At 65.0% G+C, this 19,644-nt stretch carries 11 protein-coding genes and 2 pseudogenes; 5 read left to right on the top strand and 8 right to left on the bottom strand.

The genetic code is table 11. The features are described from left to right. The first annotated feature begins 30 nt into the window (after positions 1-30). Positions 31-1,461 (top strand): MFS transporter, encoded by a 1,431-nt coding sequence (locus G7067_RS03860; protein ID WP_166322117.1) that lies wholly within the window; start codon positions 31-33, stop codon positions 1,459-1,461. Between the two features lie 206 nt (positions 1,462-1,667). On the opposite strand, the gene menD is transcribed toward G7067_RS03860, so the two are convergent. Both menD and G7067_RS03850 read right to left on the bottom strand, forming a co-directional pair. Beyond that, the gene (gene menD, locus G7067_RS03855) at positions 1,668-3,506 is read right to left on the bottom strand and encodes a 2-succinyl-5-enolpyruvyl-6-hydroxy-3-cyclohexene-1-carboxylic-acid synthase (protein ID WP_166322115.1); all 1,839 of its coding nucleotides are present in this window, start codon (positions 3,504-3,506) and stop codon (positions 1,668-1,670) included. After that, entirely contained in the window at positions 3,503-3,946 is a 444-nt protein-coding gene (locus G7067_RS03850) for a PLD nuclease N-terminal domain-containing protein (RefSeq protein ID WP_166322113.1), read from the bottom strand. The genes menD and G7067_RS03850 overlap by 4 nt, the downstream gene beginning before the upstream one ends. 93 nt (positions 3,947-4,039) lie before the next feature. Between G7067_RS03850 and G7067_RS03845 the strand changes: the two genes are divergently transcribed. The 4 genes from G7067_RS03845 (at position 4,040) to G7067_RS03830 (ending at position 7,862) form a co-directional block, all read left to right on the top strand. Continuing rightward, positions 4,040-4,438: a DUF4229 domain-containing protein gene (locus tag G7067_RS03845; RefSeq protein ID WP_166322111.1), complete on the top strand. Its 399-nt coding sequence runs from the start codon at positions 4,040-4,042 to the stop codon at positions 4,436-4,438. Further along, complete coding sequence (locus G7067_RS03840) at positions 4,423-5,559, top strand: FAD-dependent oxidoreductase (RefSeq protein ID WP_166322109.1); 1,137 nt, start codon at positions 4,423-4,425, stop codon at positions 5,557-5,559. Before G7067_RS03845 ends, G7067_RS03840 begins: the two co-directional genes overlap by 16 nt. 207 nt (positions 5,560-5,766) lie before the next feature. Further along, positions 5,767-6,390: a PadR family transcriptional regulator gene (locus tag G7067_RS03835; RefSeq protein WP_166322107.1), complete on the top strand. Its 624-nt coding sequence runs from the start codon at positions 5,767-5,769 to the stop codon at positions 6,388-6,390. Between the two features lie 44 nt (positions 6,391-6,434). After that, positions 6,435-7,862: a DHA2 family efflux MFS transporter permease subunit gene (locus tag G7067_RS03830; protein WP_166325728.1), complete on the top strand. Its 1,428-nt coding sequence runs from the start codon at positions 6,435-6,437 to the stop codon at positions 7,860-7,862. Between the two features lie 105 nt (positions 7,863-7,967). Here the strand turns inward: G7067_RS03830 and G7067_RS03825 are convergent. The 6 genes and pseudogenes from G7067_RS03825 to G7067_RS03800 all read right to left on the bottom strand — a co-directional run bounded on the left by G7067_RS03825 (position 7,968) and on the right by G7067_RS03800 (position 19,589). Further along, a pseudogene (locus tag G7067_RS03825) lies at positions 7,968-9,787 on the bottom strand (ABC transporter ATP-binding protein). Continuing rightward, positions 9,784-11,649 (bottom strand): ABC transporter ATP-binding protein, encoded by a 1,866-nt coding sequence (locus tag G7067_RS03820; protein ID WP_166322105.1) that lies wholly within the window; start codon positions 11,647-11,649, stop codon positions 9,784-9,786. The pseudogene G7067_RS03825 and the gene G7067_RS03820 overlap by 4 nt, the downstream one beginning before the upstream one ends. Before the next feature lie 515 nt (positions 11,650-12,164). Beyond that, positions 12,165-13,124 carry a 1,4-dihydroxy-2-naphthoate polyprenyltransferase gene (locus tag G7067_RS03815; protein WP_166322103.1) on the bottom strand — a complete coding sequence of 320 codons (960 nt, stop codon included), beginning with the start codon at positions 13,122-13,124 and terminating at the stop codon, positions 12,165-12,167. Beyond that, positions 13,121-14,371: an AMP-binding protein gene (locus G7067_RS03810; RefSeq protein ID WP_244301234.1), complete on the bottom strand. Its 1,251-nt coding sequence runs from the start codon at positions 14,369-14,371 to the stop codon at positions 13,121-13,123. The genes G7067_RS03815 and G7067_RS03810 overlap by 4 nt, the downstream gene beginning before the upstream one ends. A 95-nt stretch (positions 14,372-14,466) precedes the next feature. Then, a complete protein-coding gene (locus tag G7067_RS03805; protein ID WP_166322101.1) occupies positions 14,467-18,447 on the bottom strand; it encodes a DUF7507 domain-containing protein in 3,981 nt (1,326 codons plus the stop codon). A 210-nt stretch (positions 18,448-18,657) separates the two neighbouring features. Continuing rightward, positions 18,658-19,589 (bottom strand): annotated as a pseudogene (locus tag G7067_RS03800) (1,4-dihydroxy-2-naphthoyl-CoA synthase). Between the last annotated feature and the right edge of the window lie 55 nt (positions 19,590-19,644).

The following is a 19,644-nucleotide window of genomic DNA, read 5'->3' as shown; positions in this document are numbered from 1 at the left end:
TAATTTCCCAGATTAAGGACGAGCACACCCATGTCAACGACGACACTCACCTCACCCACTCTGCGGCGATCTATTTCAAACACACTGAAAGGATCGGCCGGCAACCTGGTCGAATGGTACGACGTCTACGTCTACTCGGTGTTTGCGACTTACTTCGAATCCCAATTTTTCGCTGCCGACGAAAAGAACTCGACAATCTACGTGTGGGCCATCTTCGCGGTAACGTTCCTGATGCGCCCGGTGGGATCCTGGTTCTTTGGCAGATTTGCGGATCGCCACGGTCGACGCCGCGCCCTCGCCACCTCGGTCTCGGTAATGGCAGCGTGTTCAGCGATCATTGCCATCGCCCCTACAGCTGAGACGATTGGCGGCGGCGCGGTGGTCATCCTCGTGTTCGCACGTCTCGTGCAGGGTTTCGCGACCGGCGGTGAATACGGCACCAGCGCCACCTACATGTCTGAAACCGCGATCTCCGGACGGCGCGGCTTCCTCTCCTCGTTCCAGTACGTCACGCTGGTCGGCGGTCACGTACTTGCTCAGCTCACCCTCATGGTCATGCTCTTCACGCTCACGCCCGAGCAGATGACCTCGTGGGGATGGCGGGTCGCGTTCGGGATCGGCGGCGTCGGCGCGGTCGTCGTGTTCTGGGTGCGCCGTACAATGGATGAGACGCTGACCAGCTCTGATCTGGCGGCCGTGCGCTCGGGCCAGGCCAAGCAGGCCGGATCGATGCGAGAACTCCTGGTGCACCAGTGGCGTCCACTGCTGCTCTGTTTCCTGGTGACCGCCGGTGGCACCGTCGCCTTCTACACCTACTCGGTTACGGGGCCCAACATCGTGAAGCAGGCCTTCTCCAACGGCGACGTCATCGCGGGCACATTCATTAACCTAATTGCGCTCACGATCCTGATGCTGCTTCAGCCACTCGGCGGATGGCTCTCGGACATCGTGGGCCGCAAATCACTGCTGGTGTTCTTCGGGATCGGCGGGCTCCTCTACACCTGGTTCCTGCTGACCATGCTGCCTCAGCAGCAAGACCCGATGTTTGCGTTCCTGATTCTGGTCGGTGGCTTTATCATTCTGACCGGCTACACTTCGATCAACGCAGTTGTGAAGGCGGAACTCTTCCCCACCCACATTCGTGCGCTGGGCGTTGGGCTTGGCTACGCCCTTGCCAACTCAGTCTTTGGAGGCACTGCACCCATGCTGCACGCGGCGGCTGGCGAAAGCGGCCACCTCAACACCTTCGTCTTCTATGTCATGGCGATCATTGCGGTTTCGCTCTTCGTGTACATCTTCTTCTTGAAAAACAAGGGTGCCAACTGGCTCGATAACGAAGAAGAAATGAACGCCAAGGTCTCGGGCGCTCAGCCCGCGTCGCTCGATGCGCAGCATGTCGGGGCTGTGGGTGCGGCAACGGCTGCGGGTGCCAAGGATCCGGCTCCCACTCCGACCCACTAGGCCTTTGTAGTTCGACCTCCTACCGTCCGATCCCCGCGACCGGCCGTGCGACCGGCCTCGCTTTGAAAATATATGTCACAAAGTCCGCTTAAGAGGGGCAGGTTAAGCGGACTTTGTGTCACATATTTTGGGGAGGGTTGGCTCGGGATCGGGCAAGCAGATCGGGGTCGGGATCCGGATCCGGCAGGCCGATCGGGCATGGCAAGCTAACGCCCGAGCGGCACCTCAACGAGCGTCGGCCCTTCGACGGGCACCGTCAACAACTGTTCGAGCTCGCCACGGGTCGACACCAGGCGGTACTCCCAGCCGTAGGCTTCGGCCAGGCCCGCAAGCGACGCCCGCTGCGGCGTAAACAGCACGCGGTCGAAGGCCTCTCGTGACGCGGACGAAGCCACCTCAAGTCCGTCAAAGATAGTTCCGCCGCCGTCGTTGCCCACGAACAACTGGATCCTGGGCCGCACCTCTCCCTCGGGCAGCAGCAGTGATCCAGCATCATGCAGCAGCGCGAGATCACCCAGAATCACCCGGGTCGTGCCGACCGACAGCGCGGGATCCCCCGCGGCCTGACTCGCCGACGCCACGCCGAACGCCGTCGCCACGGTCCCGTCGATCCCGGCAAGCCCCCGGTTCGAACGGACCTCAAGCCGCCGCGCGGGAGCAAGCCCGTCAAGCACCCGCACCAGCCGCGACGCCGCGAGCACCAGCCGGTCGTGTGGCCAGCTCGCCCGCCATACACTCTCCGTCAGCAGCTCCCGCGAAATCTCCTCGCGCATCGCCGCGAGCTCGGCCCGCGCATACTCGTTGCGTTCCTTGTAACCGGTGGCCCGCGCAGCCGCAAGGTCGGGCTCGTGGATCGTGGTGCGTTCGCGCTGCAGTTCGCGATCGGCGACCACCCACGCCCCCAGCCAACGGCGCAGCTGGCGGGAATCATGCTCGGGATCGACGCGTGCCGCCCGCACCACGCGGGCGTCGCGGCTCGGGTCGAAGTGCTCGGCTTCGGTGTAGGGATCGACCACCACCACGTCGACGTCGTCGCGCCGCAGCAGCGCGGGCACCTGGCGGGTGAGCGTCGGGTGCCCAAACACGATCGCCTGCTCCACGAGCCCACCCAGCTGGGGGTCATCGAGCAGGGTCGCGTAGGCGGTGATCGCCTCACGACCGAATCTCGCACCGCTCACGACCTCGGCGAGCAGCGGGATCCCGGCGGCGTGCGCAAACGCTTCCGCCTCGGGGCCAGCGCCCTCGCCCGCAATCACCACGGCCAGCGTGTCGCCGCGCAGAGTAAACACCTCGTCATCGGCCCACTCGCCAAGATCGGCGGGCGCGCTCTGCGCGGTAGCCCGGCTCGGGGTCTGAGCCTCGGCGGCACTCGGATCCTGCAACGCGGCAGCCTCGCCCGCGGCCGCCTCGCCCGCGGCCGCCACGAACCCGGCGGCGATCATGTCATCAAAACCAGCGGTGCCCGAGAGCGGATCCCGAAACGCCAGATTCAGCTGCACCGGACCGGCCGGAGCCGCCCCGGGAAACCCGCCGGCTGCCGCGAGCGCCGCAATGGCGAGCCGCGCGGGATCCCGATCCGGAGACCGCAGAAGATCCCCGTCCGCGCCCATCTCGGGAGCGGGCACATCAAGCGACAAACGGGCAAACTTCCCGAGGAGCCCGGCCTGATCCGTCGTCTGATTCATGCGGATCCCGCGCAGCTCGGCGGGGCGATCGGCGGTGAGCAGGATCATCGGCACCCGGCCCGCGTGCGCTTCCATCACGGCGGGCATCAGATTCGCGACCGCGGTGCCGCTCGTCACGATGATCGGCGCGGGGATCCCGGTTTCACGTGCAACACCGAGCGCGAAGAACCCGGCAGAGCGCTCGTCCAGGCGCACGTGCAGCGAGATCGCCTCGGCCTGTTCGGCGGCTGCGGCGGCGAGCGCGAGCGCCTGCGAACGGGATCCTGGGCACACCACCATGTCGCGCACCCCGCGACGAATCAGTTCGGCCAGCAATTCGACGGCGAAGATTGACGCCGGGGCGGGGCCCGTCTCACTCACTTCTGAGCCGCACCCGTATCGCTGTCCGGCTTCGCTTCCGAGCCAGGCTGGGTTTCTGCGGCAGGCGCATCAGGATCGGTCTGCGGCGCGGGATCCTGCGAGGGTTTGTCGACCTCTTCACCCGGGTATACCTCATCGTCAAGCTCACGCAGCCTGGCTTCAAGATCCTTCAGGTGCACCTCAACCTCGGAAGTAGACATCCGGTTACCCGAAAAGCGCGGATCGTCATCGGGAGCGGTCGGACGCTTCGCCGGGGTCGCACCCTTACCAATCATGAACCACAGGACGCCACCAATCACCGGCAGCAAGACGATCAGCACCACCCACACCGGCTTGCTCACTCCGCGCGCGCGTGCGCCATCTGTCATCGCCGCATCCACCAGCGCAAACAGCGTAAATGCAACAGCGATGACGATCCCGATAATCAAGAACCGCACCATGCTTCATATGCTACCCGTTGCACCTGGACCAGAGGTGCCTACCTTACGCCTCTACTCAGGGGAGCTCCCCGCGAGGCGGGTAGACTCGATCAGGTGAAAAACCCTCGCACTGCCTGGCTTGTGTACACCGCTCTGAGACTGCTGTTTTTTGCCGTTCCGTTCGCGGTCTTGATGCTACTCGGGATCTGGCCCTGGCTCTCTGCCATCTTTGCGGGGCTCATCGGCGTCTCGCTCTCGATCATCTTCCTGTCGAAGCCTCGCGCCGTCGCGTCAGAGAGTATCTATGATTGGCGCAACCGCGAGCGCACCGCTGACGACATCGTTGAGGACGAGGCGATCGAGGCGGAAGTTGAGGCTGAAGCTGAGATGAAAGCAGAGGCAGCCGCAGAAGCAACGGATGCAGCAGCAACCGAGGCGGAGCCCGCCGTTCTCGCTCAGGATCCTGCCGATGGCACACCCCAAGAAGAGTCAGACACATGGAAACCCGCGTAGATCATCTCGTCATTGGCGGCGGGATCATTGGCCTCTCCGCCGCCTGGAATCTCGCACGCCGCGGCCAGCAAGTGCTGCTGCTCGAGCGGTTTGAGCCGGGCCACTCGCGGGGAGCCTCCCACGGCGCGACCCGCAACATGAACAACGCGTACACCGAGGACTACTACCTCGACCTCTACGATGAGGCGCTGCAGCTGTGGCGAGAACTCGAACGCGAGTCGGGCGAGCAGCTGCTGACCCTGTGCGGGCTGGTGAGCCAGGGGGATCCCGGGGTGATCTCGGAGGCACACGCCGCACTGACCGCGCGCGGTGCCGCGGCCGAATTGCTGTGCGCCGAGGAGGCCGCGTCGCGCTGGCCCGGCATGAAGTTTGAAGGAACCGTGCTGCTCAATCGTGACGCCGGGCGCATCCACTCCGCCACGGCACTCGAGGTTTTCGCGGCGCTCGCGCGGGCGCACGGTGCCGATATTCGTTTCGGACAACGGGTCACCGACTTGCGAGTCACCGAGCACGGTACGGAAGTCACTGCGGTTGATGATTCGGGATCACCCACCGTGTTCAATGCCGCGAGCGTGATCGTCGCGGCTGGTGCCTGGTCGGAGCAGTTGCTGCGCGGCCTCGTTGAGCTGCCGCCGCTGCAGGTCACCGAGGAACATCCCGCGCACTTTCAGATCCGCCCGCAAATGATTGAGCCGGGTGGCGAAGCGTGGTGGCCATCCTTCAACCGTTTTGTCCCGGGCAAGGAAGACCCCCAAGACGGTGCTGTCTACGGCATGCTCACCCCGGGCGAGGGCGTCAAGGTCGGATTCCACAAGGTCGGCGACGAAGTGAATCCCGATGCCAGGCGATTTCGCGGGAGCGACCTCTCCCGCGAGGCGCTGCGCAGCTATGTGGCCGAGTGGTTTCCGGGTTTGGATCCCGATACCGCGGCCGAGATCAGCTGCACCTACACATCCACCGCGGATGGCCGCTTTGTGCTCGATCGGATCGGCGCGGTCACCGTTGCCGCAGGTTTTTCGGGTCACGGCTTCAAGTTTGCTCCGGCAACCGGGCGGATCCTCGCCGACGCCGCGATGGGGATCTCGTTCCCGCCGGACCCCTTCAGGCTCGCCGCGCACTGAGGCTCGGGATCCTCGCCGCGCCCGCACTGGCACCCGCGAGGTGAGGGCCCACCTTTCCGGCGAGCGCCCACGATCCTCGCACACTGACGAGGTGGGCACTCGCGGGGGAGGTGGGCACTCGAATCTCCCCCGCCGGGTAAGCGAGTGCGCACGCATAGGCCCAGCTCGTGCTATAGTCCATCCGTACTAGTACGAACGGACCATGCAATGAATTCCCCCAACCCCAAGCTCACACCGCTCGGGATCATGCTGCTCGCGCTGCTCTACGAGGGCGATATGCATCCGTACGAGATGCTGCGACTCCTCGAATACCGCCACCGCGACCGGCTCGTGTCAGTCACCAAAGGATCCGTGTACCACACCGTTTCGCGCCTCGAGGAGCAACAGCTCATCGCCGAGGCCTGCGTAGACCGCGAGGGCAATCGCCCCGAACGCACGAGCTACACGCTGCGGGAGGCTGGCAGAGATGCCGTGCCCGCCTGGGTACGGCAGGAGCTCCCCCGCATCGACTGCCCGGCATCATTCAACGTCGCCCTCGCCGAGGCACACAACCTCACACTCGCCGAAACAGTCGAACTGCTCACCCAGCGCAAAGACGCGCTCGCAAACGCCCTCCGGATCCAGGTTTCTGAGCTCGCCGACGCCCACGACGAAGGCACCCCCGAGCAGTACCTGCTCAATTTTGAGCGCGAGGCGAAGCTCCTCCACGCTGACCTCGACTGGATCATCGAAACGCTCGCACACATTTCAACACCCGGATTCCCCTGGGGTCAGGGCATTACGCCCTCCCCCGCAAAGTACAACCTGCACCGAAAGGCAGCACAGCAGTGAACTCCTCCGCAACATCTCGCGGTCCCTGGCCCGCTCTCTGGGCCATGGTCATCGGGTTCTTCATGATCCTGGTCGACACCACCATCGTGTCGGTCGCGAACCCGGCGATTAAGGCCGCGCTGGATCCCGGCACCCCCAACCTCGACAACGTCGTGTGGGTGACGAGCGCCTATCTGCTCGCCTACGCCGTACCGCTGCTCATCACGGGCCGCCTCGGCGACCGGTTTGGGCCGCGCAGCATGTACCTCGCGGGCCTGGCACTCTTCACGCTCGCGTCGCTGGGCTGCGGACTCTCGACCTCGCTGACGATGCTGATCGTCATGCGCGCGGTGCAGGGCCTCGGCGCGGCACTCATGACGCCGCAGACCATGGCGGTCATCACGCGCACTTTCCCGGCGAACCAGCGCGGTGCCGCAATGGGCTTGTGGGGCGCGACCTCGGGTGTCGCGATGCTGGTGGGCCCGCTCGCGGGCGGCCTCCTCGTTGACGGCTTCGGCTGGGAGTGGATCTTCTTCGTCAACCTGCCCGTCGGCGTGATCGGTTTTGTGCTGGCATGGATCTTCGTTCCGAAGCTCGAAACGCACATGCACCGCTTCGACATCGTCGGTGTGGTGCTCAGCGCCGTCACTCTGTTCCTCATCGTCTTTGGTCTGCAAGAGGGCGAGGCCTACAACTGGGGCGTCATCTGGGGTCCGATCACCGTGTGGTCGCTGATCGCCGCCGGTGTGCTGGTGATGGGGCTGTTCATCCTGCAGCAGGCGAAGACGCGCAGCGAGCCTCTGGTGCCACTGTCCCTGTTCAAAGACCGCAACTTCTCCGTCGCGAACCTCGGCATCACGACGGTCGGCTTCACCGTAACGAGCATGACTCTGCCACTGATGTTCTTCTACCAGCTCGCGCGCGGGCTGACCCCCACGGAGGCGGCGATGCTCCTGATCCCGATGGCCGTCGCCGCCGGCGTGCTGTCGCCGTTCGCGGGCAAACTCCTTGACCGTATCGACCCGCGGCTGATGCTCGTTCCGGGACTGTCATTCGTGATCATCTCGCTGCTGTGGTACATGTCGCTAATGAACACCGACACCCCCATCTGGGCGTTCCTGCTGCCGTCGGCGCTCATGGGTGTCGGCAACGCGGGCATGTGGGGGCCGCTCGCGACCACCGCGACACGCAACCTGGATCCGCGCCAGGCGGGCGCAGGATCCGGAATCTACAACACGACTCGCACGATCGGTTCCGTGCTCGGTTCGGCAGCGATCGCCGCGTTCATGCAGTCGCGGCTTGAGGCGAACCTTCCCGAGGCTGCCATGGCCAGTGGCGGCGGGTTTGAGGGCGGCACACTGCCTGAGATGATCGCCGCGCCCTTCGCGACGGCAATGTTGCAGACGATGCTGCTGCCTGCGCTCGCGCTGACACTCGGGGTCATTGCGGTGCTCTTCATGCGGCGCCCCGCGCACCTCGCGACGCGCAGCTAGACCCTTCGCATCGCCTCCCATTCAGGTGTCACGGATGTGTACCAAGATCCAGTTTTGTACACATCCGTGACACCTGAACCGCGGGTTATGGGGGCTGGCGCGGGCCTAACCCGCGAGCGTCCCCTGCCACTCGGCGTGCAGCACGGCGAAGCGGCCCCCGCGGTCCAGGAGTTCCGCGGGGGAACCGTCCTCGATCACCCGGCCGTGCTCCATCACGAGCACCCGCTCCGCGATCGCGACCGTCGACAACCGATGCGCAATGATGATCGCGGTGCGGTCGGCAAGTAAGCGCTGCAACGCCTCCTGCACCAGGCGCTCGCTCGGCAGGTCGAGTGACGCCGTCGCCTCGTCGAGGATCAGCACCGCCGGATCCGCGAGGAATGCCCGCGCAAACGAAATCAACTGCCGCTGACCCGCCGAGATCCGCCCGCCGCGCTTGTTCACGTCGGTGTCGAACCCGTCGGGCAGCGCGTCGATGAACTCCTCGGCACCCACCGTTCGAGCCGCCGTGCGAATCTCCTCCGCGGTCGCGGACGGTTTGCCCAGCGCAATATTCTCCGCAACGGTGCCGCTAAACAGGTACGCCTCCTGCGTCACCATGACGATCGCGCGGCGCAGATCCTTCGCCGCAACGTCCCGCAGATCGATGCCGTCGAGTCGCACCGCCCCCGAAGTCGGGTCGTAGAACCTTGCGACCAGCTTCGCGAGCGTCGACTTGCCCGCGCCGGTCGTGCCGACAAGTGCCACCGTCTGCCCGGCGGGCAGCACCAGAGAGCACTCCTCAAGCACCGTGCGGCCGCCGCCGTAACCAAACGTCACGCGGTCGAAGGTGATCTCGCCGCGCGCGTGCGGCAGGGCGACGGGCTGCGCGGGATCCGGAACCGTCGGCTCTTCCTCAAGCACACCCGACACCTTTTCGAGCGCCGCAGCCGCCGACTGATAGGAGTTCAGGAACATCGCGACCTCCTCAATCGGCCCGAAGAAGTTGCGGACGTACAGCACCGCCGCGAGCAGCACCCCGATCGCCAGCGTCCCCTCGCTCACCCGCAGGGCACCCCACAGCAGCACGGCCGCGATCGTGATGTTGGCGAGCAGGATTAACCCTGGATCGAGCACACCGTACAGGCGCACCACCCGCAGATTCGTGCGGCGGTACTCGTCCGCGACCTCCGCGAACGCCCGCGCATTGCGACGCTCGGTGCGGAAGGCCTGCACGGCACGGATCCCGGTCATCATCTCCACAAACTGCACGATCAGGCGGGCGCTCGCGACGCGGGTACCTCGGAATCCCTTCTGCGACTCGATCACAAACCAGCGCATCAGGATCGCCAGCGGGATCCCATGCACACCAGCAGCACGCCGCTCCGCCAATCGAGGAGGCACAGAGCGATCACCGTGAAGGTGCCGATCAGCACGGCATCGATGAGCTCGTTCAGACTGCCGGAAAGCAACTCCTGGATCGATTCGAGATCGCTCGTCTGCCGCGAGATGACCCTGCCCGAGGTGTAGCCCTCGTGAAATCCGAGGCTCAGACGCTGCGTGTGCCGGAAGATTCGTCGCCGCAACTCCAGCATCACGGCCTGGGTGAGGCGCGCAATCAGCACCACGTACAGGCCGACGAGCCCCGCAGCGATGGCCCCGGAAAGCAGGAATGCGGCGGTGATGCCGGCGGCGGGCAGCCAGTCGCCCTGGGTGATGGCGCGGGGCAGTGCGTCGTCGATCCCGGCCGCGATGAGCATGGGGCCGACCACCCGCAGCGCGGTCGACGCCAGTACGACCCCCGCGGTGAGCAGCATCACCCACCGCAGCGGCTTCAGGATCGAACCCAGCAGGCGAATGGAGCGGCGCCGGATCGCCCGACTCTCCGCCCTCGTATAGTTGTCGCGGTCCTCACCCGCGGTGCCGCGCACGTTCTCCGCGCTCATGGTTGTTCCTCCGTTGCTGAGCCGTTCGGGCTCGAAATACTGACGATCAAGTGGCGGTAGTGCGCGCTCCTGCGTAGCAACTCTGTGTGGGTGCCGACGGCCTCGATGCGACCGTCGCGCATCACCGCGACACGGTCTGCCAGCGCGACAGTTGAGGGGCGGTGCGCGATGATCAGCGCGGTCGTGTTCGCGAGGACCCGCCGCAGCGCGGCCTCCACGAGCGCTTCGGTGTCGACATCAAGCGCAGACAGCGGGTCATCGAGCACCAGGATCGCCGGCTTTGCCGCGACAACTCGCGCGAGCGCGAGCCGCTGCCGCTGGCCGCCGGAGAGACTCAACCCTTCCTCGCCCACCGCGGTGTCGAGCCCGTCGGGCAGCTCCGTCGCGAAGCCCGCCTGCGCGACATCGAGCGCCTCACGCAGCACGGCCTCGGCCTCCGGGCTGCCCGGCGCAAGATCGGCCCGGCCCAGCAGCACGTTCTCGCGCACCGACGACGAGAACAGCACGGGCTCTTCGAACGCGACACCGATGAGGCTGCGCAGTTCTTCGAGTCGCAGATCCCGCACGTCCACACCGTCGATCTCGACGCTGCCGCCGGTGACGTCGTAGAGCCGCGATGGCAGCGTCGTGAGTGTCGTTTTGCCACAGCCCGTGGCCCCCACGAGGGCCATCGTCTCCCCGGGCCTGAGCGTCAGGTCGAGGCCGTTGATGATGTCGGTGTCGCCCTCACGCGCGTCGGGGTAATGGAAATGAACGCCGCGGAACGCGAGCTCACCCCGGGGCGCCGTGATCGTCTTCGGCTCGGCGGGATCCTGAATCACCACCTGCGAGTCGAACACCTCAAACACGCGATCGGTCGCAGTGCGGGTGTCGATCAAGAAGGAGAACAGGAACCCGAGCGACCCCATGGGCCAGCGCAGCGCCGTCGCCATTGCGAAGAAAGCGAACAGCTCACCCACGGTGAGTTGCCCCCGGCTCACCAGCCAGATGCCGGTCATCAGGTTCAAGCCGAGCGCGAGCACCGGCACCAGGTCATACCAGAACCACAGCAGGCCCACCTCTCGGCCCTTCTGCAACTCCGTATCGCGCAGCGTTTCGGCCTGCCGCACAAACTTGCTCATCGCGTGCCCGCCGCGCCCGAACGCCTTCAGCACTCGGATCCCGTGCACACTCTCCTCCACGGAGGTTGCGAGGTCACCGGCCTGATCCTGGCTGCTGCGAGAGAGGCTGCCGTAGCGTTGTTCGAAGCGAAACCCGGCGCCCCAGATCGGGATTGAGCACACCACAAACACCACGCCGAGCAACCAGTGCCAGCGAAACAGCAGCGCCGTGCCGACGACGATCGTGACGAGGTTGATGAGCAGCAGGATCGAACCGAAGGCGAGCCAGCGCCGGATCAGGCTGATGTCCTGCATCATGCGACTCAGCAGCTGACCCGACTGCCAGCGATCGTGAAACGCAACCTGCAGGTTCAAGAGCCGCTCGGTAAAGCCGCGGCGCAGCGCGTATTCGACCTCCGTCGCCGGCGCGAGCACGAGCATCCTCCGCGTGAACACGAGCGCGGCCTCCGCAGCTCCCAGCCCGAGCACCCCAAGGGTGGCCCAGACGATCAGAGAGCGGTCGCCGGAACGCAGCGGACCGTCAATCACCCACTGCAGAACGAGCGGGATCGCGAGGCTCGCGAGCGCTGCGCCGAGGCCGACAACCGCACCGGCGATCAGGCGCGGCAGCGCCGGTTTCGCGAAGGGTAGCAGGCGCGCGAGCGCCTTCAGCGTGGGTTGGCGCGGCGGCGACTCGTTCGCGGCCGACGCGCGGGGTGGACGTTGTGGGGTGGCCTGATTCGGCGCGGAGTGAATGGTCATGTTCCCTGGGGGTGTGCGCTGAGCGGTGTCTTGGACACGCTGCTCAGGGTGAGTGGGGTGCGAGAGGCGATCCGGCACGGCGGTGCTTCTCAGTGGGCTCGGGTGAGCGCGGGGCGACGGGGCATGGGGCGGGAGACGGAACTCTCGCCCGTGTTCTGCTAGTGGTCGCCGAGCGGCTGGATGCCCGGAAGAGTGAACGCGATGGGCTTGATGGGATACGCCATGGTCTTCTCCTTCCGGGTTGAGCGGTAACCGGATCAGCCTATCGAGGAGCCGACGCAACGCGCAAGAGCACGACGTGCAGCACTGCCGGAGAGCCCCGCACCCCTTTCCGCTAAACGCACCCCTCAGTTACGGTGCGAAAGGGGTGCGTTCGGCACCCGGGGGTGCGTTTAGCGGAAAGGGGTGCACTGGGCTCAATGGGGTGCCGCGGCGCTGTGACCCCAGTGGGACTAGCAAGCCCGCAAACGGCAGAATCTCGGCCGTCACAGGAGAGGCCGTACATCAGGCGGGCGCTAGAAGGCGAAGGCGCTGCCGAGCAGCACGCCGTATGCGAGGGCCGCGAAGCTCGTCAGCTGCAGCACCAGGATGAGCTCTCGGGGTGTCTTAGCCGTCAGTACAATGAGGATCGCGGGCGCGACCAGGAGCAGCACAAACCACACCAGGATCATCCCCGACTGCAGTGGACCGTAAATGAGCGGCAGCGCAAACGGCAACAATACGCAGGCAATATAGAGGGCCCGGGAGGCTCGTTCCCCCATCCGCACCGCGAGGGTTCGTTTGCCCGCGAGTGTGTCGGTCGGAATGTCGCGGAGGTTGTTCACCACGAGCACCGCTACCGCGAAGAGCCCCACGCCCGCGCCGGCGATCCACGTCTCCTGATTCTCGATATCGGTCTGTAGCCACACGGTGCCGGCGGTCGCGACGATTCCGAAGAAGATGAACACCATCACCTCGCCGAGACCCGCGTACCCGTATGGCCGCTTACCGCCGGTGTAGAACCAGGCTGCGAGGATCGCGACCACACCCAACGCAAGGAACCACCAGCGCCCACTGAGCACCACGGCGCCAAGCCCGGCAACCGCGGCGAGGCCGAAGAACACCAGCGCGAGCGCCAGCACCCGTTTCGGGTTCACAAGCCCCGAGCCGGTGAGCCTGGCTGGGCCAACCCGAAACTCGTCGGTGCCGCGGATCCCGTCAGAATAGTCGTTCGCGTAATTCACGCCGACCTGCAGGAACACCGCAACAGCGAGCGCGAGGAGGGTCAACGGCCACGAAAACGCCTGCAGCATGTGGGCGATCCCGGCCCCGGCCGCGACAGGGGCGACCGCGAGCGGCAGCGTCCGCAGGCGGGCACCGCCCACCCAATTGCGCCAGGTGATGCGAGGAGGCGCGCCCGCGTCGATCTGACGTTTGGCCGCGGCGCGGCGAGCGGGGTTTCCTGAGCGACGCAGATCCTTTGGCTGGTGATTCACGCGTGGTCCTCTCGGTGAACGGTATGGGCATCTGTGCGCCGAGATCCAGTCTCGGCGTCGCGAATCTCACGGAAGCTCTGGCGAAGTTGCTGCACCCACGCCTCCACGGCGATCAGATCGGGCTTTCCGCCCAGTAGGCGGGGAATCTCGGCCATCTCGTTCGCCCATTCGGGCACCGCCGCCGGGCCGAGGCGATCCCGGATCGCGGCCTGCACGTCATCGAACGGCACCGCATCCGCCACCGTCTCAATGACCAGCGTGGGGCGCTGACCCCACTCGGGATGCGGCGTCGCGAGTGCGATCGCGGACTCCCAGCCGCGCTGCTCCCGCGCGACCTCCTCGATACGGTCAAGCGACACGTTCACGCCACCCGACACGAGCACCCGGTCGAGGCGTCCGGTGACCGTGAGCATACCCCCGAGCAGCTCGCCGGCATCGCCCGTCCGATACCAGCGCGTCATCTCACCGTCCCGCCCACACTCCTCAATAAACCGGTCGGCGATGGCCTCCGGGGCATCGACGTAGCCGAGCGCCAGCGTCGATCCTGCAAGCTGCACCTCGCCGCCGCGAATCCGCACCCGTGTATCGCCAATCTCGACCCCGTCGTAGACACACCCGCCGGAGGTTTCGGTCATCCCGTAGCTACGGCGCAGCGCGACGCCGAGGTCGTGGGCGCGTCTGCGCAGCTCGAGCGACACCGCTTGGCCGCCCACGAGGACGGCGTCGAAGCGACGGAGTGTGTCGGCGGCGTCCGGATCCTGCTCGGCAAGATCAAGCAGCCGCGAAAACTGCACCGGCACCAGCGACACATACCGCCGTTCGGCGCTCATGCGCTCCGCGGTATGCACCAGTGAGGCCGGATCAAAGTGGCCGTCAAGGAACACCGGGTCGATGCCGGAGACAACACTGCGCACCAGCATCTGTGCGCCGGAGATGAGGTGGCTGGGGAGCGTCACCAACCACCCGCCAGGACCGCCAAGGGCTTCGTGAGTGAACCGCGCACTCGCCAGCAAAGAACTCGCGGAGAGCGCCACAGCCTTCGGCACCCCCGTCGATCCAGAGGTTCGAATCACCAGGGCGGTTTCCGCGGGAAGCGGAGCGTCTAGGAGGGCTTCGACGTCACTCGGTTCGGTGCCCGGTGGCAGGGGAAGCACTGGAGCGCCGTCTCCGAGCGCGTCGGCGAGCGCGGCCAACAGCCAGGCGCGATCCTCCGAGGGAATTGCGCGGAGCGCGTGTTGCGAAGTCACCTGTCCAGATTACTCGGTGTTGCTTTGGGCGCGACACCCGAGAGCGCCGCGGCGGAGAGGTGGGCGCGGATCAGCGCGCCACCTCTCCGCATCACTTACGCGCGCTTGCGTCGAGAAAGCAGAATCCCCGATGCCAACGCGACCAGGAGGACGCCCAGGCTCAGCGCGAACTGCATTTCTCCACCGGTGGTAGCCAAGCCGTTTCCAGCGGTATCCGCAGGGTTCTGCGGATTCACGGTGCCACCCGAATTACCGGGCTTAGCGCCACCGGACTCACCGCCGCCGGGTCCTTGCGTCCCCGATCCGCCATCTTCAGGAGCCTGCCACTTGACGGTCGCTTCGCTCTCTTCTGAGGTGACAGTGTCGCTCCCAGCCGATGCCCCAACCGTCGCAACGTTGGTGACCTCGCCGGTCTTGTAGAGCGCACTATCAATGGGGGAGGTCGCCGTTCCCGTGACCGAAGCGCCAGGAATCAGCGTCGGATCGGCAGCATCATCCCATGCCCAGACAACGTCTGAGAGCCCATCGAGTTCATCATTCAGCACCAGATCTGACAGCGCGACGTTGCCGGTGTTTGTTACCTCGAAGGTCCACTTCACCGTTCCGTTCTCTGCCTCCGTGCCTTCGAGCGCGCCGCTCTTCTTGAGCGCCACACTTGGCGCGGCAACAAACGGCCACGTGACCTCCGCATCGGCCTCGTTGGAGTCGACCGCGGAGCCGTTGTAGCTGCCGGTCACCGTCGCGGTGTTCTCCACCCCGCCGTTCGCGAACACGTCCCAGGTGATGGGCGACGTCGCAGAGATGTCGACCGACTCGCCCGGTGCGAGCTCCTCGGCATTTGCCACGGTCGCTTCGTCCCAGTGCCACTCAACGTCTGCGAGACCAGCAAGCTCGTCGTTCAGCTCAAGATCGCTCACCGTCACGTTTCCAGTGTTGCTCAGCGTGAAGGTCCAGTCGATCAGACCACCGGTTGCCGCCGTACCGCCGTGCACCGAGCCGGCCTTTGTGAGGCTCAGCGCGGGCGCGGCAACGAACGGCCAGGTCACCGTGGCCTCAGCTTCGTTCGAGTCAACGGGATCGCCGGAGCTGTCCGTTCCGCTCGCCTGCGCCGTGTTGGTCACCGTGCCCGTCGGGTACAGCGCCGCGGAAATGGGGGAGGTTGCGCGGATCGACACCGACTCGTTCGGAGCCAATTCACCCTCGGTAGCGACGCCGGATCCGGCCCAGTCCCACTCAATATTGGTGAGACCCTCAAGCTCGTCGCTCAGGGTGAGGTCCTTGACCACAACGTTGCCCCAGTTGGTCAGCGTGAACGACCAGTCAATGTCGCTTCCCACTGCAGCTGTTCCGTCAAGCGAGCCCGTCTTCACAAGCTCCAACTCCGACACAGCATCGACCTGGCCCGCAGCACCCACACGCGGGGTCTCAAGAGGTGCCAGATAGTTGGTCCCACCGCCGGGGGCAACGTAGCCGTTACGCATCGCCGCCGTATTCCAGGCGCGCAGTGGCTCACCGATCTCGAGGGCTCCAGCCTTAAATCCAAGATCAATGTTGAGGACTGTCGTGATCTTGGCCGGAGCCGTGTTCTTCAAACGAATCGCGGTGACGGTACTGAGGTCAGGCGCGGTGGTGCTCCAGTCGTCAACACAACCGGGGTTCGTGGGCAGAACCTCCGGGCGGCAGGGATTGTCCGCGGTTGAATAGCTGAGCTCCCAGCCGGTCGCGGGAACGCCCGTGATCTCCTGCAGTTCAAGATCCATCTGCGAGCCACGAGGCTTGCCGAACGCGGTCACATCATCCGTCGCACGCGGGAACACATCGTAGAGCGCGACGTCGGACAGGTCGCGGCTGCCGTAGTTTGCCCACGTCAGACGGAAGTCGACCTTGCCGTCCGCGCCGATTTCGGCGAGAGCATTCTGCCCCTGCTGCCACACGCCCCCTGATTCCGAGGTGATGACCTGCTTGGTCAGAGCGGCACCGGGGTCATCCGACTTGACGAGGATCAGGCCGGAGACCTTGCACAGCGTGGTCGGCACTCCCGGCGTCGAGCCGATGATCCCGGTCGTATCCACGATCATCTGGTTCTGCTTGGTGGGCGCGGTGTTGTTGAGGTTCACATCGGTGCCGTCATGCATGAGGCACTGATCGAAGGTCGTGTCCTTAAACCCGACGTAGATGTCATAGGGGTACAGCCCTGGCGCGACACCGGCGTCGATACTGATGTAACGCTGCATATCGGTACCCCAGTTGCCCTTTCCTGGCAGAGTGAGGTAGCGCGTCTGGCCCTCAAACTCATCCGCCACGGGCATCTGGATCGGGCTCGCATAGGTGAATCCCTTGGGCAGAATGAGGGCCGCGGCCCCCGAATCCGTCATCTGCTCTTGAGTCGAGAAGAAGTCCGCGGACCACGGCAGGCCCGGCGAGGTTCGACCGCCAGCAGAACCCACCTGGAGTGTCTGCCACGTGTCATCAACTTTCGGAGATTGCCACGGGATGCTCGCACCGATGCGCTCGCGGATATTCAGGTCGCCGCTCCCCGGCACCAAGTCAATGGATCCGCCCCCGCCCGCAACAGCGGCGCCGAAGCCAGCGGTGTTGTCCAAGATGTCCCCATCGCCCAGCCCAGCCTTGGGCTTGCCCAAGAAGTCGATGGCGATCTGACCGGTTCCCACGGCCATGGAGCCGGTGACATCAACCCGAGCGACAGTCTTTCCGGCAGGAACAGTGTAGGTGCTGCCCGTCGCATTCGCCGTAAAGTTCGCTGAGGATCCATCCGCAAAGGTGATCTTCAAATTGACGGGATAGCTGACTGGCGCGGCAAGGCTCGTGACCTTGATGCGCTCCGTAATGAATGCGGGATCGCTGCAGACCGCGCTGCTGTCATAGCTGTTCGAGACGTATGGTGAGCCGCTGCCATTCATGCACGGCAGCGGATCGACCATCTGATAATCGAACGCGACAGCCTGTGCCTTGACGGTGAGGCGATAGCCCGAGTCAGAGGTTGTGTTGATCAACCCGGATCCAGCGGGCACGTCAGATCCCATGTTCGGGATCGCGAGCTTCTTGAAAATGCCGGCCGGATCCGGCGCCGTCTTCGCTACGGCGCTCACGGTATTCGTTTTTTTGGTGAACGTCGGAACGCCAAAGAGCGGCGTAAAGACGGCGGAGGCTGTGTTGTCCAGCGTAGCATTTGCCGCAACGTCGCTCTTCACTCGCACCGTGACCTGCAGGTTGCTGAGCAAGGAGGAAGACTGGGGCAGCGTCCAGCTGACGGAACCCGCGTTCTCGACGCAGCCTGCGGTACATGACACAAACTCGACATTTGCGGGGAGCGGATCGGTAACCGTGACCGACGCCGCCGGGTCGAGCCCGATAATGCCAACGCTCGCGGTACTGCGACCCGCGGCAATCTTGTAGGTAATGAGCTGGCCGGGATACACGATCGGAGTATCAGTCGTTCCATCGGCGTAGGTTTTGGTCAGCACCGCGCTGGCTGTGGCAAGTGCTTTGTAGGTCACCGAAGGACCGGTGACCGGCTCCGCTCCCGTTGCAGACGCGGTCGGCGTGAGCGTCCACGTCGAGTTATTCGGAGTTGTGTAGTTCGGAGGCGTCACGGTGAGCGTGACGTAGCTGTATTCGCCCGCAGGAATGGTCCCGAGGTTGATGACAAGGTTGTTGCCACTGATCGAGATGGTCGCCGGCGACGAAGCCGTCGCGCTGCTCAGTTTCTGAGTGGCACTCTTGACCCAGTTCGCGAACGCCGTCGCGCCCGCCGGTGTCACAAGATCGGTGGGGAACGGGATCGTGAGCGTCACATCAGTACAGGGAACATCGGTGACGGTCGAACACGACACCGAGCCGGAGTAGGTGAAAATCTGCCCCGAGTATCGGGTCGCCGCGGACTCTGGGTTCCACTCAACCAGCAGCACTGGCGCATCATCCGCGACCGGATCCGGCGCCGCGAACGCGGCGTTCCCGGGGAGCAAAAGCCCCACGAGGACGAGAAGTACAGTGAAGATGGAGCGCAGATATTTCCAACGCGAAGTTGACACAGACTTGTTAGTGCGCAAGTGCATGGATTCCTCATGGAGTGTCTTGGTCGTATGGGGATATATGAATATCCCACCACTCAGCAAACACTCGCAGCACAGACGCGAATGCTGCCGTAGCCAACCTAAAGTTTTTCAGAACAGAGCTATTTTAGCCGACAGGCGAAGCTTCAGCAAGCCTTCACTAAAGCACAGGAACGGCAAAGGCTTTAGTGGCTCCGCGCGGGCGTCGCCTGCCTAGAAGTGATACGGGAAAGGGCTCCAGTCGGGATCCCGCTTCTCCAAGAACGAATCCCGACCCTCAACAGCCTCGTCGGTACCGTATGCGAGCCGGGTCGCTTCACCCGCGAAGAGCTGCTGGCCGACGATGCCGTCATCGACCGCATTCATCGCGTACTTCAGCATCCGGATCGCCGTTGGCGACTTGCCGAGGATCGTGCGCGCCCACGCGATCCCGGTGCGTTCCAGCTCTGCGTGCGGCACGACCTCGTTCACGGCGCCGATCTCGCGGGCGCGGTCAGCGGAGTACTCCCTGGCCAGGAAAAAGATCTCGCGCGCGAATTTCTGACCCACCTGACGGGCAAAATAGGCGCTGCCGTAACCCGCATCAAAGGATCCGACATCCGCGTCAGTCTGCTTAAACTTTGCGTGCTCGCGCGAGGCGATGGTGAGGTCGCACACCACGTTCAGCGAGTGCCCGCCGCCCGCCGCCCAGCCGGGCACGAGCGCGATAACGACCTTCGGCATGAACCGGATCAGCCGCTGCACCTCAAGAATGTGGAGCCGTCCGGCCCGGGCGCGCTCCTCGGTACCCACCTCCGCCTCGGACTCGGCATACTTGTAGCCGTCGCGGCCCCGGATCCGCTGGTCCCCGCCGGAGCAGAACGCCCACCCGCCATCCTTCGGGCTCGGCCCATTCCCGGTCAGCAGCACCACCCCGATCCGCGGGTTCGTGCGCGCGCGATCAAGCGCGTCGTAAAGTTCATCAACCGTGTGCGGACGAAACGCATTGCGCACCTCGGGCCGGTTGAACGCGACCCGCGCGATCTTGCCGTCGCGGCTGAGATGCGCGGTGATGTCGGTGTAGCCAGCGGCCCCGGGGCCACTTCCCACTCGGAGGGATCGAAGAGTTCAGAGACCGTCTGGGGCTGTGCGTCCTGCTGCGTCATGATCCCAGCCTAAGGGTGCGACCGAGAAAGCCATTCACAGCTATGGCACCGATCA

Source organism: Leucobacter insecticola (genome assembly GCF_011382965.1).
GTDB lineage: Bacteria > Actinomycetota > Actinomycetes > Actinomycetales > Microbacteriaceae > Leucobacter > Leucobacter insecticola.
Note: the sequence above shows the minus strand (reverse complement) of the source record. Positions and strands in the feature narration are given on the sequence as shown.

Coding starts and splice junctions, on each gene's coding strand:
- G7067_RS03805 (WP_166322101.1), bottom strand. CDS start 18,447: ATGCACTTGCGCACTAACAAGTCTGTGTCAACTTCGCGTTGGAAATAT.
- G7067_RS03820 (WP_166322105.1), bottom strand. CDS start 11,649: ATGACCATTCACTCCGCGCCGAATCAGGCCACCCCACAACGTCCACCC.
- G7067_RS03860 (WP_166322117.1), top strand. CDS start 31: ATGTCAACGACGACACTCACCTCACCCACTCTGCGGCGATCTATTTCA.
- G7067_RS03850 (WP_166322113.1), bottom strand. CDS start 3,946: ATGGTGCGGTTCTTGATTATCGGGATCGTCATCGCTGTTGCATTTACG.
- G7067_RS03840 (WP_166322109.1), top strand. CDS start 4,423: ATGGAAACCCGCGTAGATCATCTCGTCATTGGCGGCGGGATCATTGGC.
- G7067_RS03835 (WP_166322107.1), top strand. CDS start 5,767: ATGAATTCCCCCAACCCCAAGCTCACACCGCTCGGGATCATGCTGCTC.
- G7067_RS03830 (WP_166325728.1), top strand. CDS start 6,435: ATGGTCATCGGGTTCTTCATGATCCTGGTCGACACCACCATCGTGTCG.